Below are 15,861 nucleotides of genomic sequence, written 5' to 3'. Positions count from 1 at the left end.
CGCTCAGCGACGGCCGTTGACCACGGCCCGGGCGAGCCGGTCGCCGTAGAACGCCGGCTCTGCGCCTGGCCGCCAGGGCAGCGCGGCGACCAGCACGATCAGCGCGAGCGCGAGCGAGTTCTCCATCAGTGCCCCGAACAGGCCGTCCTGGTAGTGCGACATCTCCGGCAGTTGGTGTTCGTACGGCCAGATCGGGGAGATCAGGAAGAGCAGGTAGAGCCCGATCGCGGCGAAGCCGTGGCGGAGCCCGGTCAGCGTCGGGTACCAGATCGGCGGGCGGAGCCCGTTGACCCCGGGTAGACCGCCGAAGACCGCCCCCTGGCCGGTGCGCTGCGGCATCCCCCGGCTCGCCTCGCGGCGACGCACGGCGGCGTCGGCCAGCACGATGATCGCCGGGATCACCCAGACCAGGTGGTGCGTCCAGGAGATCGGGCTGATCACGTTCGCGGTGAGACCGACCAACGTGAAGGCGGTCAACTCGTCACCGTCGGCGCGGGAACTGGCCGCCCGGGACAGGCCCAGCGCCAGGACCAGCACCGAGAAGGCGAGCCACAGCAGCCCCGGGGTCTCGATCGAGTCGTACAGCCGGGCGAGCAGACCGGCGAGGGACTGGTTGGGCGTCATGTCCGCCGCGCCGACCCGTTCGGTCTGCCACAGCACGCTGCCGAAGTAGGTCCGCGACTCGTCACCGACGATCGCGAAGGTCCCCAACGTCACGCCGATCGTGGTGCCGATGGCGGTGGCCGCCACCCGCCACTGACGGGTGATCAGCAGGTAGGCGATGAACAGCGCCGGGGTGAGCTTGACCGCGGTGGCGAGGCCGATACCGGCCCCCGCCCAGGCCCCGCCGTAGATGAAGCGCAGCAGCGGGCCGTCGGTGGCGGCGTAGTGGGTGCCCCGGCGGGACCGCCAGCGAAGGCCGATCAGGTCAGCCATGATCAATGCGAACAGCAGGATGTTGACCTGGCCGTAGCCGAGCGTCTCCCGACCCGGCTCGATGGCGACGGCGAGCGGCACCGCCAGGGCCACCGTGAACCACAGTGGCCATCCCAGTCGGTCCACGATGGGTCGGAGCAGCCCGGCCAGCACCAGCGCCAGGGCGGCGATGCTGGCGGCGGCGTTGACCAGGCCGGCCGCGCCGATCGGCAGCTGCGCCATCGGCAGCATGACCAGCCCGGCGAAGGGCGGATAGGTGAACCCGAGTGTGGTTTCGGGCGCGATGAACTCGTAGAGCTCGTGACCGCTCGCCCACCACACCACGGCACCGTGGTAGATCTTCATGTCGAAGAAGTTGTACGGCCGCCCGAAGGTGCCGATGGCAAGCCATGCGGCATAGGCGACGGCGGCCACGATGGCGCCCCGTACGACGTTCCTGCGATCGATCCCGCGCGTCACGCGGTCGATCCCGCGTGTCACACGTTGGATTGGGGCGAGGCGGTCCGCCCGTCTACCGACATCCGTCGGCATGGCGTGGCCACCCCCGTACCAAGGTCGTCCTACCCGTCCAGGTCCTGCACGGAGCCTAGAACGGCGCCTCACGTCAGTGCCTCCCGCGTTATGCGACCGTGTCCGATCCCACACATGTTTTTGACATTTCCACCGCGTTAACGCCTACCGGGTGGTTCAGGTAATTCGTGGCCTTAGCGAGGGGTGTGGGTGGGACGGAGACGGATCGACGCAGGTCAGCCGGGGAGTCGACGTGCGGTGGACGCGGAGCGGACGGCGATTCGGGCCTCGCGGCGGGCGGTCCGGACGGCGCGTTGCATGGAACGTCGAGAGTGGCCGATGCGATGGCCCGTCCGCCACCGCAGACCCGGCTTGCCGCCGGTGTCCGCCGCGGCGAGCAGCAGACCGCCGAGGAGCCCGAGGTTCTTCAGGACATGAATCTGATTGTTGTTCTTGGCGATCGGGTCGTCGTTGTTCCAGAAGGGATGCCCGGCGATGGTCACCGGGACCAGCGTGCCGGCCAGAACCAGCGCCGCAGGTCGGCTGAACCGGCCGGTGGCCAGCATCAGACCGGCGCTGACCTGCACGGCCGCGTTGAGCCGGATCAAGGTCTCGGTCTCGGTGGGGAAGCTCGGGTGCGCCTTCTTCAGCACTGGTGCGACCTTGTCGGTCACCGGTTTGGCGGCCACCGCGAGCCGGCCGGGGTCGCGCAAGTTGCGATACCCGCTGACCACGAAGATGCCGCTCAGCATGGCGCGGGCGAGGGAACGTACGGGCGTCATGGATCAGTCATACCCCGTCGCGACGTTTGCTACCCCGTCAACCGCAGGATCGGATTGGTGTTCGTACACGTACGCCACGCCGAATCGAGCGACCGTCACGGATGGACGGGCGCTGGCGGGTAACGTCGCGCGGGTGACCACGCTGCGGCTACGCCCCGAGGACCCGGCCGACGCCGGACCGGTCCGCCGCGTACTGGCCGCCGCCTTCGCCCGTCCGGACGTGGCGACACCGCCCGAGGTCAGCCTGGTCGACGAGCTACGCGACACCACCGCCTGGTTGCCGGAGTTGGCCATGGTCGCCGAGTACGGCGGTGAGGTGGTCGGTTACGCGCTGCTCACCCGGGTGCGGTTGCGGCCGGAGCGAGGCTCGGACGTGCCCGTCCTGGCCCTCGGCCCGGTGGCTGTCGCGCCGCACCGACAGCGTGTCGGGCACGGCACGGCGGTCGTGCAGGCTGCCCTGGACGCCTCCACCGAGTTGGGCGAGCGGCTCGTCGTCGTCCTCGGTGCCCCGGTCTTCTACCGCCGGTTCGGGTTCGGCCCGGCGAGTGAACTGGGCCTGACCGGCCCGTGGGCCGGCCTCGGTGAACCCTGGCAGGCGCTGGTGCTGCCGCCGTCCACCAGCGAGGAGGGGCCCCCGCCTCGCGGTGAGGTGCTCTTTCCGGCGCCCTGGTCGAAGGTCTGACCGGGTCGACGCGATTGTCGGGGGTCAGGCTGGCTGCGTCCGCAGGTACCGGCCGAAGTGCGGGACGGTGAAGGCGACAGTGCCCCGCTCACCGGAGTAGATCAGCCCCTTCTTGATCAGCGCGTCCCGGGCCGGGGACAGACTGGCCGGCTTGCGGCCGAGGGCACGGGCGATCTCCGCGGTGGGCACCGCGGCGTCCATGTCGTCGCGGACCACCGCGCCGGGCTCGCCCTCGACCGCGGACATCATGGCCATCGCCCGCATGTACTCGCGTTCGGCGGGAGTGGCCCGTTCGAACCGGGAACCGAAGAACCCGACCGCCAGCTCGGCCTCCGCCTCGGGCGCGGCGACCCGCACGTCGGCGGCGGTGATCGGCGAGCGTGGCGCGTGGTCCCAGGTGGCCTTGCCGTACGCCTGGACGAAGTAGGGATAGCCGCCGGACTTCTCGTAGAGCAGGTCGAGTGCCTTCTGCTCGTACTCGACCTCCTCGCGCTCGGCGGGTGCGCAGAGCGCCCGGTCGGCGGCGATCCGGTCGAGCCGGTCGATGCGTTGATAGCGGAACAACCGTTCGGAGTACGACTTGGCGGCGCTGAGCACGGCCGGCAGGTGCGGAAGGCCGGCGCCGACGACGATCAGCGGCGCGCCGAGCTGGGACAGCTCGTGGCAGGCGGCGCAGAGCGCCGACACGTCCTCCGGGCCGAGATCCTGCATCTCGTCGATGAAGATGGCGATGCCGGTGCCGACGTCGCTGGCCACGGCGGCGGCGTCACTGAACAGTTCGACCAGGTCGATCTCGATGTCGCCGGAGTCGGCCCGGCCGCTGGCGGCCGGCACGTCGATACCGGGCTGCCACCGGTCGCGCAGCTTGGTGGCCGCACCGGCCCGGCCGGTCGGGTTGGACCGCTGGGCGAACGCCTTGAGGACGCCGAGGAACGCGTCGATCCGGTCCGGTGCGCGGTGGCGGGGGGCGAGCTCCCGGACCGCCATGTGCAGTGCGGCGGCGACCGGTCTGCGCAACGACTGGTCCGGTCGAGCCTCGATCTTGCCGCTGCCCCAGAGCCGGTTGATCGCCTGGGACCGGAGGGTGTTGAGCAGGACCGTCTTGCCGACGCCACGTAGCCCGGTGAGCATCAGGCTGCGCTCGGGTCGGCCCCGGGCGATGCGCTCGAGCACGATGTCGAAGACGTCAAGCTCTCGCCCCCGCCCGGCAAGTTCGGGCGGACGCTGACCGGCGCCCGGCGCGTACGGGTTGCGGACCGGATCCACGCATCGCAGATTATCGGGCCATCTAGCTGCGAGGCTAGACATGGATAGATGGGGCTACCGGCGTGTTGAGCCCGTCGAGCACAAACTAGGGCTGTCTAGCGTGGACGCTAGACAGCCCTAGTTTTGGCAATCGGACCACCGATCGGCCAGATCGGACTAACGCTTCTTCAGACAGAGCACGTAGTCGAACAGATCGACCGAGTTGTCGTGCACGTAGTTCGCGGTCGCCTGTGGCGCGAGCGTCTCGCACCGGTCGCCGTCCGTGGTCGCCGGAATTCGCAGCAGCACCTGATAGGTGTTCGGGCCGCAGGGCACCTTGCGGAGTTCCGCGTCGGTCTCACTGCCGTCGTTCACCACGCAGTCACCCCTGGCGAACTCCTCGCCCGGAGTCGGGGCGGCCGACGTCGGGGCGTCGCTGGGCAGCGCGGGTGGAACGTCAGGGGCACTCGTCGACGGGGTACGCGCCGCGTCACTGCCAGCGTCGGCCACCTTCCAGACCGCCCATCCGGCCAGGCCGAGGCACGGACAGAGCACGAGCAGCACCACCACCGTGATGATGAGAGCGACGTTGCGGCCGGTCTTCTTCGCCGGCGCGACGGGCGGCATCCCGTACCCACCGGGAGGCTGCTGATCCCACGGCCCGGCCGGCTGACCCGGCATCGGCCCGGCCGGCTGACCCGGCATCGGCCCGGCTGGCTGACCCGGCATCGGGCCCGCCGGTGGGAACGGCCCGCCCGGCTGACCGGGCATCGGGCCCGCCGGTGGGTACGGCCCGGCCGGTGGGAACGGCCCGGGCGGTGGGTAACCCGGGCCCGAGGTGGGCGGCGGCGCCCACATCGGTGTGGTCGGCGGCTCCGGGTTGGTGGGCGGCGGCGCCCACATGGGTGCCGTCGGTGGCTCCGCGCCGGTCGGCGGCGGACCCCACTGCTGCCGGGTCGGGTCGTCACCGGGCGGCGGGGTGCTCCACTGGGGCACTGTCGGGTCCACCGGTGGTGAGCTGTCAGGCCCACTGGGCGGGCGCTGGTACGGATCGTCCGGCTGATCGGAACCCGCAGGTCCGTAGGTCGTCATGTCATCCCCGGGGGTGGGTGGTCTCAGCGTTGCTTGAGGCAGAGGACGAAGTCGAGAGTGTCCAGCTCACTGTCGAAGAAATACCAGTTGGTGTAGCCCTCGACCTTGCCGCACTTGGCCTCGGCGTCCCGCTCGCCGCTGGTCGGGCCGTCGATCCGGCTCAACACCTCGTACGACTTCGCGGTACAGCCGCTGATCAGCAGCTTCGGCTTGCCGCCGGCGGTGCCGTCGTTGCGGACGCACTGGCCGACCTTCGCGAACCGGGGATCGGCCGACGACTCCGGCGCGGCCGCGCTCGGCGCGGGCTCGACCGCGTCCGCGCTGGGCTCACCGGCAACGGCCGAACTGCTCGGCGCGGCCGCCGGTGCCGGGTCGTTCTGCCCGCGGCGGAACCAGAACACCCCGGCGACGGCCACCACCAGCAGTACGACGGCCAGTACCGCGATCAGCGGCCCCCGACCGCGCCGGTTCGGTGCCGGATCCTCGCCGTACGGGTCGTCGGGTCGGTACGGCTGCCCGCCGTACGGCGGGGTCGGCGGGGTCGGCTGGTACGCGCCGCCGTAGGGCGTGCGGGGCTCGTGGCCGTAGGGCGTGTCCGTCCCGCCACCGTAGGGCGCGCCGGGCGCCGCACCGTAGGGCGGGTTGGGTGGGCCGCCGTACGGCCCGGGTCGTCCCTGCGGTGCGGGCGGGTACGACGGGACCGCCGGCGGGTAGGGCTCCGACGCGGGCGGGTAGGGCTGCTGCGCCGGTCGACCGGGCGTCTCGTCGGGTCTTTGCCCACGCCACGGCCCTGGGTGGCCGCTCCCCGGTTGTCCGTAGTTCGTCATGCCGCCCTCCTGCACGAGTGGTGAGAGGCCGGCCACCAAAGCGCGACGCGGGCTCCGGGGCCACCGTAGCGTGGTCCACTGATGAGCTCACCTCCACCGAGCACCACGGCCCTCGTCGGCCGTCGTGCCAGCAGCACGCCGACAGTGATCTGGACCGCGTTGATCGTGGTCTACGTACTCTGGGGGTCGACCTATCTGGCCATCCGGATCACCGTGGAGACGATGCCTCCGCTGCTGTCGGCCGCCCTCCGGTTCACGGTGGCCGGCCTGGTCCTGGCGGTGGTGCTGCGACTGCGTCGAGGCCCCGGCGCGCTGCGGGTGGACCGACGGCAACTCGGCTCGGCCGCGTTGGTCGGGGTGCTCCTGCTCACCGCTGGCAACGGCCTGGTGGTGCTCGCCGAATCGGGGCCGCCGGGAGTGGCGGTGCCGTCCGGGATCGCCGCGCTGCTGGTGGCCACGGTGCCGCTGCTGGTGGTGCTGTTGCGCTCGGCCACCGGGGACCGGCCGCCGATCTGGACGTTCGCCGGGGTCACCCTCGGCTTCGTCGGCCTCATCCTGCTGGTGCTGCCGGGCGGTAGTTCGGCCGCGGTGCCGCTGCTCGGGGCGTTGACAGTGGTGGCGGCGGCCACCTCCTGGTCGGTCGGGTCGTTCCTGTCCGGACGGATCCGGATGCCCGCCGACCCGTTCGTGGCCACGGTGTACGAGATGCTGGCTGGCGCGCTGGCGCTGGTGGCCCTCGCCGCCGGTCGGGGCGAACTGGCCGACTTCCACCCGGCGGCGGTGAGCACCCGGTCCTGGTTGGCGCTGGGCTACCTCATGGTGGCCGGCTCGCTGGTGGCCTTCACCGCGTACGTCTGGCTGCTGCACAACGCGCCGATCTCGCTGGTGTCGACGTACGCCTACGTGAACCCGGCGGTCGCGGTGGCGCTCGGCGCGCTGCTGGTGGCCGAGCCGATCACCCCGCAGGTGCTGCTCGGCGGTGCTGTCATCGTCGCCGGGGTCGCCCTGGTGGTGACCACCGAACGGCCGCGTCAGGCGGGCACGGGATCACGATCGGGGGACACGCCGGAGCGCGACCGCCAGTAACGTCCGGCCCATGTCGGCCGCCGCGCTGGTGTCGATCGCGCTGCTCGGCGCGCTGGTCGGCCTCGTCGTACCCCTGGTGTCGCGGCGCTTCGCCACCGCGGACGTCCGGCCATGGGAGTTTCCACTGCCGCAGCCGGTCCGACGGCCCTGGGTCGACCCGATGGTGGCGGCCAGCGTCTTTGTCGGCGTTGCCGTCGCCGTGGGTGACGACCTGGCGCTGCCGGTCTTCCTCGCGGTCGCGGCGGTCGGTCTGGTGCTGGCGCGGGTAGACCTGGCCTGCCTGCGGCTGCCCGACCCACTGGTGCTCGTCGCCGGGTTGCTGGCCCTCGGAGGGCTGACCACCGCGGCGCTGCTGTCCGGCACTCCCGGCCGGCTGCTCGGCGCGCTGGGAGGTGCGGCGGTCGCGGGCGCGGCACACGTGCTGCTGGCCCTGCTGCCCGGCTCACGGCTGGGTTTCGGGGACGTGAAACTCGCCGCGGTCCTCGGCCTGCCGCTCGGCTGGTTGGGGTGGGACGCCCTGCTGGCCGGGCTGCTCCTGCCGCACGTGCTGCACGGCGGTCTGGTGCTCGGTCTCCTTGCCGCGCGGCGGGTGCACCGGAACACCCTGCTGCCCCTCGGCCCGGCCCTACTGGTGGGCGCCTGGCTCGCCGTCCTCCTCGACTGACCGCCCTCGCCTCCGCCCCCTCGCCCCGCCCCCGGCTTCGTCGATCTTGCAGTTTCTGCGCCGACATAAGGTGCATCCCACGCACAACGACGACCGAAAGTGCAAGATCGACAGGGCATGGGGCGTGGAGGACCGGGGGTCAGATCAGGCGGAGTTGGCGGTCCTTGGGGCGACGGGGTTCGGCTTCGCCGAAGCGTTCGAAGAGGCCGGGGTCGATGGTGCCGAGGAACGGCGAAGGTGCGCAGTCGCGCTCGGTGCCGTGCCGGGTGCGGCGGGCGGCGTGACTGACGTACAGCCGGTCCTGGGCTCGGGTCACGCCGACGAAGAAGAGCCGGCGCTCCTCGGCGACGGCTTCCTCGTCGGGCGTCGAGCCCGGCCAGCGCAACGGCAACAGCCCGTCCTCGACACCGACCAGGAAGACCACCGGGAACTCCAGGCCCTTCGCGGCGTGCAGGGTGAGCAGCGTGACCGCCTCGGCACGCGGGTCGAGCGCGTCCACCTCCGCGCCGGTGGCCAACTGCGACAGGAAGGCCTCCAGGTCGTCACCGCAGCGTCGCGCCAGCGGGGTCAGCAGGTCCACGGCCGAGCGGACGTCCTCGGGACGGACCGTGCTGCCGGCGCCATCCAGGGTGGGCACGGCGAACCGCTCGGCGACCACCTGACCGGCCAGCCGCACCCGGGCGGCCAGTGAGCCGGCCAGACCGTCGGCGTGCCGTAGCTCGCGGGCGATGGCGGCCACCCCGGGCCGGTCCCGCAGCCGGTCGTGGGAACGCTTCTGCACTGGGATGTTCGCCCGGGTCAGGGCATCCACGATCGGGGCGGCCTGCGCGTCGGTGCGGTACAGCACGGCGATGTCGGAGAACGACAGCGAGGTGGACCGGCCGTCGATCCGGCCCGAGTCCAGCGAACGGTGCGACAACCCGCCGACCAGATCGTCGACGGTACGCACCACGAAGTCGGCCTCCTCCGCCACGGACGCCGCCGGGTAGCGCCCAACCAACGGCGCCTCCGGATCGAGCCGGGCCGGATCCAGTCGCCGACCCCGGACCAGCGAGGACGGCGCGATGGCCTGCACGGCGGCAGCCAGGATCGGGGCCGACGAACGGTAGTTGCGGTTGAGCCGGACCAGTCGGGCGTCGGTGAAGTCCTCGGAGAAGCGCAGGAAGTAGCCGACGTCGGCGCCCCGGAACGAGTAGATGGCCTGGTCCGGGTCGCCGATCGCACAGAGGTTGCCGTCGGCGGGGCTGAGCAGGCGCAACAGCTCGTACTGCACCTCGTCGACGTCCTGGTACTCGTCGACGAAGATCCACCGCCAGCGGTCCCGGTACCGTTCCACCAACTTCCGGTCGGCCCGCAGCAGTTCCACCGGCAGGGTCACCAGTTCGTCCAGGTCGACCAGGTCCTGCTTGCGTAGCAGCGACACGTACGCGGCGCTGTCGTCGCCGGCCTCGGTGCGTGCTGCCGCCCGCTCGGCGTCGTCGGCGATCCGGAAGTCGGCCGGGAGACCCGCAGCGTCGGCGTTCTCCCGCAGGATGGTCAACCCCAACGCGTGGAACGTACCCACTGTGACGTCCTCGGCGACCGGGCCGAGCAGGCCGTCGAGCCGGTGCCGCAGCTCCTCGGCTGCCCGGCGGGTGAACGTGATCGCGAGGCAGTGCTCGGGAAAGACGTTCAGCTCAGCGCAGAGGTACGCGATCCGGTGGGTGAGCGTCCTGGTCTTGCCGGTGCCCGGACCGGCCACGATGAGCAGCGGACCGCCGGGAGCGGAGGCGGCCACCCGCTGCATGGCGTCGAGCCGGTCCAGCAGGCCGGTGCCGACCTCCTCCATGCCGGAGAGCATCGGCTCGAACGGCTCGTGCGGAGACGGCGGCGACGCGATCGGCGGCGCGGGCGCCGGGGCCGGCTTCCGCTTCGGCTCCGCCTTCGCCGCCGCCGGGCGCTTGGCCGGGACCCGGGGAGCCGACTCCGCGGGTCGTCGCTGCGCCGGCACCGGTACGTCGAACAGCGTCTCCTGCGCGCCCAACTCGGCCGGGTCGAAGAGCGTGATCACGCCGTACTCACCGTCGTAACCGGGCACCCGGCGGACGTCGCCGCGCCGCAGCCGCCCGATGCCCTCCGCGAGCAGCTCACCACCGGCCTGCGCGATCTCGGCCAGCGGCGTCGTGGTCAGGATCTCCAGCTCGGGGCCGAGCGTGGCCAGCAGCTCGTTGAGCCGTCCCTCGACCTTCTTCGACCGGGCACCCACCTTGTTGATCTCGCCGAGGATCTCGGCCAGCGGCACCAGGTGGGTGACGTCCCGGGCGTGTGCCGGCCGGTGCCCGTCCGGGCGGTCCGCCAACTCCTCGATCCGGCTGAGGACACCCACGGTGAGGGGTTTGCCGCACTCGGGGCAGCGCCCGTCGGCCGCACGGGTGCGCTCCGGAGACCAGTTGACCCCACACAGCCGGTGCCCGTCCGCGTGGTACTTGCCCTCCTCCGGGAAGAACTCGATCGTGCCGGCCAGGCCGTCACCGGTACGCAGCGCCTCCCGAACGGCGAAGTAGTCCCGTTCGGCGGTCAGCACTGTCGCCTCCCGGCCGAGCGCCGGCGGCGAGTGCGCGTCCGAGTTGGACACCAGTTGGTAGCCGTCCAGGCTGCCGACCCGCCAGTTCATGGCGGGGTCGGAGGAGAGCCCGGTCTCCACTGCGAAGATGTGCTCGGCCAGGTCCGCGTAGCAGTCCGCGATCGCGTCGAAGCCGGACTTCGAGCCCAGCGCGGAGAACCAGGGAGTCCAGATGTGTGCCGGCACCAGGTAGCCGTCCGGGCTGGCCTCCAGGGTGATCTCCAGCAGGTCGCGGGAGTCCAGTCCGAGGATCGGCCGGCCGTCGGAGCCGAGGTTGCCGATCCGGCCCAGCGCGGTGTTGAACCGGGCCACCGCGTCCAGATCCGGTAGGTAGATCAGGTGGTGCACCTTGCGGGTCCGGTCATCCCGCTTGTAGATGGTGGAGATCTCCACGCTCAGCATGAAACGGACCGGGTCCGCCTCCGCGGTCTGCGCGAGCCGGGGTGGCAGCCGACGGGCGACGTCCCGTTCCGCCTCCGGGCCGAGCCGGTAGAGCCCCGGTTCGGCCGGGCGCAGCGTCTCCCGCAGGTGGTCGTACCAGGCGGGGTGGGTGAAGTCGCCGGTACCGAGCAGGCCGATGCCCTTACGCCGGGCCCACCACGCGAGGTTCGGCAAGGTGAGGTCACGGCTGCACGCGCGCGAGTACTTCGAGTGGATGTGCAGGTCCGCGACGAATGGCGGTAGGCCACCGGGGGGTACGGCGCTGAACGGGGGCACGCCGCATCCTGTCACGCCCGCCGCGCCGGCCACCCGCCGCCACGCGCGGACGTGACCTCCGCTATGCCGAGCGCAGCTCCACCAGACTGATCTGCGGCTCCGCGCCGACCCGGACCGGCGGCCCCCAGAAACCGGCGCCGTTGGTCACGTAGACCTTGGTGCCGTCGACCTCGCCGAGCCCGCTGACCACCGGCTGCTCCAGCCCGACGGCCAGGTTGAACGGCACCATCTGCCCACCGTGGGTGTGCCCGGACAGTTGCAGGTCGACGCCGTACCGGGCGGCCTCCTTGGCAGCCAGCGGCTGGTGCGCGAGCAGGACCACGGGTCGGCTCGGGTCGCGGTCGCCGAGAGCGGCGGCGAAGTCCGGCCCGGCGGCGAGGCCGGTGCCCGCCCCGGTGAGGTCGTTCACGCCAGCCAGGTCGAGCACACCGCCCCGGGCCTGGATCTCCTGCCGCCGGTTCTGCAGCACCCGCAGACCGAGCCGGTCGACCTCCTGGACCCACTCCTCCACGCCGGAGTAGTACTCGTGGTTGCCGGTGACGAAGAAGCTGCCGTAGCGGGAGCGCAGGTCGCGCAGCGGCGCGGCGGCCGAGCCGAGCTCGGCCACGGAGCCGTCGACCAGGTCACCGACGACCGCGACGATGTCCGCGTCGAGCCGGTTGATCGCGGCGACGATCCGCTCGGTGTGCGCCCGGCCGCGCAGCGGGCCGAGGTGGATGTCGGAGACGGTGGCGATGCGCAGACCGTCCATGCTGCGGGGAAGTTTGGCCAGCGGGATCCGCACCCGGTCGAGATGCGGCGGGCCAAGCGCCGTGCGGATGCCGTACCCGGTGACGCCGGTGGCGGTGAGGCCGGCGAAGATGGCCGCCCCACGGGCCAGCAGCAACCGACGGGACGGGTCGTGGTCCGGTGCCGCTACGGCGCCGGTTGCCGGTGGCTCGGTCGGCCCGGCTGCACCGACCAGCACCGGCTCGGGCGCGGCGGTGGTGGGCTCCGCGGCAACCACCCGGCGACGCAGCACCAGCCGGGTGACCAGCATCGGGACTTCCAGCACGACCAGTACGACCAGCAGGTAGAACATCAGCGCGAGCCACAGATAGCCCGGCCAGGCGAGCCAGTAGAGCCCGGCCTGCGTCCCGGCGAGGGTGACCGGCACGAGCAGGGCCAGCACCAGGGCGGCGATCCCGCCGATCTGTCGCCAACGGCCCGGCGTGGTGGTGTCCCGTACGAGTCGCTTCCACAGGTAGAGGTGGATGAGACCGGTGACCAGCGCCAGGACAGCCACGAACCCCAGAACCGCCATCATGTGTGCGCCTCCCTCAGCCGCCCGCGAACGGGGGCAGGACATCGATCGTGGCCCCGGCCGGTAGGGGTGCCTGACGATCATGACAGGTGACGCCGTTCACGAGGAAACTCGCCACCCGCAGCACCCCGGCGAGCCGGTCTCCGTGGCGCTGGGTCAGCTCGGCCGTGAGAGCGTCGAGTGACCGCCCGGCGGGGATGGCCTCCTCGGCGCGGCCGGCGGCGGCGCGGGCGCCGGCGAAGTAGCGGATGGTCAGCGGTGGCCCCTCCACGCTCAGCCTCCGATCGCGGACATCGGTCGGGTCGGCTGGAGGAAGGTGGGGTCGTCGATGCCGTGCCCGGCGCGCTTGCCCCACATCGCGGTACGCCAGCGCCGGGCCAACTCGTCGTCGTCCGCGCCGGTGCGCAGCGCGGCGCGCAGATCCGATTCTTCGGTGGCGAAGAGGCAGGCGCGGACCTGACCGTCGGCGGTCAGTCGGGTGCGGTCGCAGTCCCCGCAGAAGGGGCGGGTGACGCTGGCGATCACACCGACCCGGGCGGGGCCTCCGTCGACCAGCCAGGTCTCCGCCGGTGCCGCGCCGCGCTCGGCCGGGTCGGGGCTCAGATGGAAGACGGTACGCAGCGACGCCAGGATCTCCTCGGCGGTGACCATGGTGTCGCGGGCCCAACCGTGCTGGGCGTCCAACGGCATCTGCTCGATGATCCGCAGCTGGTAGTCGTGATCGAGGGCGAATCGGAGCAGCGCCGGCGCCTCGTCCTCGTTGACACCCCGCATCAACACTGAATTGATCTTCACGGGGCTGAGCCCGGCGGCCGCCGCCCCGGCGAGCCCGGCCAGCACCGCGTCGAGGCGGGGGCGGCGGGTGAGCTTGGTGAACCGGTCCGGGTCCAGGGTGTCCAGTGAGACGTTCACCCGGTTTAGGCCGGCCGCCCGCAACGCCGGGGCCAGTCGGTCCAGGCCGATGCCGTTGGTGGTCAGCGAGACCCGGGGGCGGGGTTCGAGGGCGGCGACAGCCGTCACGATGTCGACCAGCCCGGGTCGGATCAGCGGCTCACCGCCGGTGAACCGCACCTCGGTCACGCCGAGCAGCTCGACAGCCACCCGGACCAGTCGGACGATCTCCTCGTCGGACAGCAGCTCGGGGCCGGCCAGCCAGGGGAGACCTTCCGCCGGCATGCAGTAGGTGCAGCGCAGGTTGCACTTGTCGGTGAGGGACACGCGCAGGTCCCGGGCGACACGGCCGTACCGGTCGACGAGGACGCCGTCGGTCCCCGGGGCGACGCTCACCTGTCGACCGTAGCGCGCTCGGCCCGGCTCAGGACGCCGCGGGCGGTCTGGACGACCACATCTCGGAAGCTGACGCCGAAGAGTGCGGTGTGCACGAGCAGCAGATGCAGCTGATGCACTGGCACCCGGTCACGCCAGCCGTCCGGTAGTGGCCAACTCTCCTGATAGGCGGCCAGCACCCGATCCAGGTGGGGGACGCCGCCGAAGAGGGCGAGCTGGGCGAGATCCGTCTCCCGGTGCCCACCGTGCGCTGCCGGGTCGACGAGCCAGGCCCGGTCGTCGGCCCCCCACAGCACGTTGCCCGGCCACAGGTCGCCGTGGATGCGCGCGGGCGGCTCGTCGCCGCCGAGCCCGTCGAGGCGACCGATCACCTGCTCGACCAGAGCGGCATCGGCGCTGGTCAGCGCGCCACCGTCGACCGAGCGTCGCAGGTAGGGGGTGAGGCGCCGCTCGGCGAACCAGGTCGACCAGCGCCCGCCGGTGGGGGTGTTGTCCTGTGGGAGCGAGCCGATGAACCCGGGCCAGGTGGCACCGAAGGCGGTTGCGCCCGCCCGGTGCAGCCCGGCCAACTCCCGGCCGAAGCGCTCCGCGGCCTCCGGCGTCGGTTCGCCGGGCTCCACCCAGTCGAGCGCCAGCAGCTCCGGCAACACCACGATCACCTCGGGTACGCCGACCCCGCCCGCCTCCCGCAGCCAACGCAGGCCGGCGGCCTCGGCGGCGAAGAAGCCCTCCGGCGCCGGCCGGTCGGCGCCTTCGGGCCAGGACTTGGCGAAGACGGAGTGGCCGTCGTCGAGGGTGAGCCGGGCGGCCGCGCAGATGTTTCCACCGGCGACCGGCGTCTCCCGGAGCCGCTGATGGGTACGGAAGGTCGGGAGGTGTGTCGGATGCGCGCGCAGGTACGCCAGGTCCATCAGCGCACGGTAACCGCTCCTTACGACAGCCAGGTGTCGCCCGACGACATCGGCGCTCTTTCCGCACCCGTAGGTGTGGCGTGAGCAGGGAAAACACGTTCAGTAACTGTGGATAAGTCGCGTGTCGTCCACAGGGGTGGCAGGGCCTGGTACGCCCGCCGCAGGCTTCCGACATGACCTCGACCGAACGCCCTCAGCTCGCCGTCCGCTCACCCGCCGATCTGATCGCCGCTGTGCCGTACCTGCTCGGCTTCCATCCCACCGACAGCGTGGTCGCCGTGGCGCTGGTCGGTCGACAGATCGTCTTCGCCGCCCGCGCGGACCTGCCCGATCCGACCGAGCTGGGCGGGTTGGCCGGGCACCTGGCCGGTGTGATCCGCAGGCAGGGCGCGGAGGCCGCCACCGTGGTGGGTTACGGGCAACCGGAGCGGGTCACCCCGGCCGTGGACGCGGTGCGCGACGCGCTCAACGACTTCGGGCTGCACGTGCTCGACGCGCTGCGGGTGACCGACGGCCGCTGGTGGTCCTATCTCTGCACCGAGCCCGACTGCTGCCCGCCCGAGGGTCGCCGCTACGACCCGACCGTCAACCGGCTGACCGCTTCGGCGGTCTTCGCCGGTCAGGTCGCACTCCCCGACCGGGGCGCCCTGGTGGCGCAGGTGGCACCGGTGGACGGCCCGGCCCGGGAGGCGGCCCGCGCGGCCACCGCCCGCGCCGAGCTGAGACTGGCCGAGCTGGTCGAGCAGGCACCCGAGAGTGACCTGCTCGGGGCGCGGGCGCTGCGCGCCGCCGGGGTGGCGGCGGTCCGCGAGGCCCAGCGCCGGCAGCGGCGTGGTGAGCGGCTCGACGACGACGAGGTGGCCTGGTTGAGCCTGCTGATGACCCACCTGCCGGTCCGCGATCACGCGTGGGAACGCACCGACGGCCGGGACCGGGACATCGCCCTCTGGACCGACGTGCTGCGCCGCGCCGAGCCGGAGGTGGCCGCCGCGCCGGGTGCGCTGCTGGCGTTCGCCGCCTGGCGTGCCGGACAGGGCGCGTTGGCGGCGGTCGCGCTCGAACGCACGCTGAGCCTGCACCCCGACTACTCGCTCGCCCTGCTGCTGGACGACCTGCTCCGACGGGGCGTGCCTCCGGCCGAGCTGGACGGCTGGCCGTCGGTCGGGATGCCCGGCGTCATCCGGCCCCGCCGACGGAGCCGACGTGGCCGCCGCTGA

13 protein-coding genes and 1 pseudogene are annotated in these 15,861 nt (G+C 72.2%); 4 read left to right on the top strand and 10 right to left on the bottom strand.

Going from position 1 to position 15,861, the window contains the following annotated elements; all coding sequences use genetic code 11:
* Window positions 1-3: 3 nt before the first annotated feature.
* Window positions 4-1,467 (bottom strand): glycosyltransferase 87 family protein, encoded by a 1,464-nt coding sequence (locus tag MED15_RS21885; protein ID WP_112583896.1) that lies wholly within the window; start codon window positions 1,465-1,467, stop codon window positions 4-6.
* 215 nt (window positions 1,468-1,682) lie between these two features.
* Window positions 1,683-2,228, bottom strand: a complete 546-nt coding sequence (locus MED15_RS21880; protein WP_112583895.1) for a DoxX family protein — start codon at window positions 2,226-2,228, stop codon at window positions 1,683-1,685.
* Window positions 2,229-2,361: 133 nt separating this feature from the next.
* On the opposite strand from MED15_RS21880, the gene MED15_RS21875 reads away from it, so the two are divergent.
* On the top strand, window positions 2,362-2,910 hold the full coding sequence (locus MED15_RS21875) for a GNAT family N-acetyltransferase (RefSeq protein ID WP_091396674.1): 549 nt from the start codon (window positions 2,362-2,364) through the stop codon (window positions 2,908-2,910).
* A 24-nt stretch (window positions 2,911-2,934) separates the two neighbouring features.
* Here MED15_RS21875 and MED15_RS21870 read toward each other — a convergent pair whose 3' ends face one another.
* The 3 genes and pseudogenes from MED15_RS21870 to MED15_RS34305 all read right to left on the bottom strand — a co-directional run.
* A complete protein-coding gene (locus tag MED15_RS21870) occupies window positions 2,935-4,176 on the bottom strand; it encodes an ATP-binding protein (RefSeq protein WP_091396677.1) in 1,242 nt (413 codons plus the stop codon).
* 156 nt (window positions 4,177-4,332) lie between these two features.
* Entirely contained in the window at window positions 4,333-4,782 is a 450-nt protein-coding gene (locus MED15_RS34700) for an LppU/SCO3897 family protein (protein WP_112584006.1), read from the bottom strand.
* Window positions 4,783-5,270: 488 nt separating this feature from the next.
* Window positions 5,271-5,753, bottom strand: a pseudogene (locus MED15_RS34305) (LppU/SCO3897 family protein); the annotation flags it as partial.
* Window positions 5,754-6,155: 402 nt separating this feature from the next.
* Between MED15_RS34305 and MED15_RS21850 the strand changes: the two are divergent.
* Window positions 6,156-7,160, top strand: a complete 1,005-nt coding sequence (locus tag MED15_RS21850) for an EamA family transporter (RefSeq protein ID WP_181518407.1) — start codon at window positions 6,156-6,158, stop codon at window positions 7,158-7,160.
* A gap of 10 nt (window positions 7,161-7,170) precedes the next feature.
* Window positions 7,171-7,824 (top strand): prepilin peptidase, encoded by a 654-nt coding sequence (locus MED15_RS21845; RefSeq protein WP_112736817.1) that lies wholly within the window; start codon window positions 7,171-7,173, stop codon window positions 7,822-7,824.
* Between the two features lie 139 nt (window positions 7,825-7,963).
* Here MED15_RS21845 and MED15_RS21840 read toward each other — a convergent pair whose 3' ends face one another.
* The 5 genes from MED15_RS21840 to MED15_RS21820 form a co-directional block, all read right to left on the bottom strand.
* Window positions 7,964-11,143 (bottom strand): UvrD-helicase domain-containing protein, encoded by a 3,180-nt coding sequence (locus MED15_RS21840; protein WP_112736815.1) that lies wholly within the window; start codon window positions 11,141-11,143, stop codon window positions 7,964-7,966.
* 61 nt (window positions 11,144-11,204) lie between these two features.
* Window positions 11,205-12,449, bottom strand: a complete 1,245-nt coding sequence (locus MED15_RS21835) for a metallophosphoesterase (protein ID WP_112601290.1) — start codon at window positions 12,447-12,449, stop codon at window positions 11,205-11,207.
* A gap of 13 nt (window positions 12,450-12,462) precedes the next feature.
* A complete protein-coding gene (locus MED15_RS21830; protein ID WP_112736813.1) occupies window positions 12,463-12,717 on the bottom strand; it encodes a MoaD/ThiS family protein in 255 nt (84 codons plus the stop codon).
* A 2-nt stretch (window positions 12,718-12,719) separates the two neighbouring features.
* A complete protein-coding gene (gene moaA, locus MED15_RS21825; RefSeq protein ID WP_112583890.1) occupies window positions 12,720-13,733 on the bottom strand; it encodes a GTP 3',8-cyclase MoaA in 1,014 nt (337 codons plus the stop codon).
* On the bottom strand, window positions 13,730-14,644 hold the full coding sequence (locus tag MED15_RS21820) for a fructosamine kinase family protein (protein WP_112736811.1): 915 nt from the start codon (window positions 14,642-14,644) through the stop codon (window positions 13,730-13,732). Before MED15_RS21820 ends, moaA begins: the two co-directional genes overlap by 4 nt.
* A gap of 173 nt (window positions 14,645-14,817) precedes the next feature.
* Between MED15_RS21820 and MED15_RS21815 the strand changes: the two genes are divergently transcribed.
* Complete coding sequence (locus MED15_RS21815; RefSeq protein ID WP_112736809.1) at window positions 14,818-15,861, top strand: DUF4192 domain-containing protein; 1,044 nt, start codon at window positions 14,818-14,820, stop codon at window positions 15,859-15,861.

It is taken from the genome of Micromonospora noduli, assembly GCF_003264475.1.
Classification (GTDB): domain Bacteria; phylum Actinomycetota; class Actinomycetes; order Mycobacteriales; family Micromonosporaceae; genus Micromonospora; species Micromonospora noduli.
The sequence above is the reverse complement of the archived record's forward strand: the minus strand, read 5'-3'. Positions and strand labels throughout refer to the sequence as shown.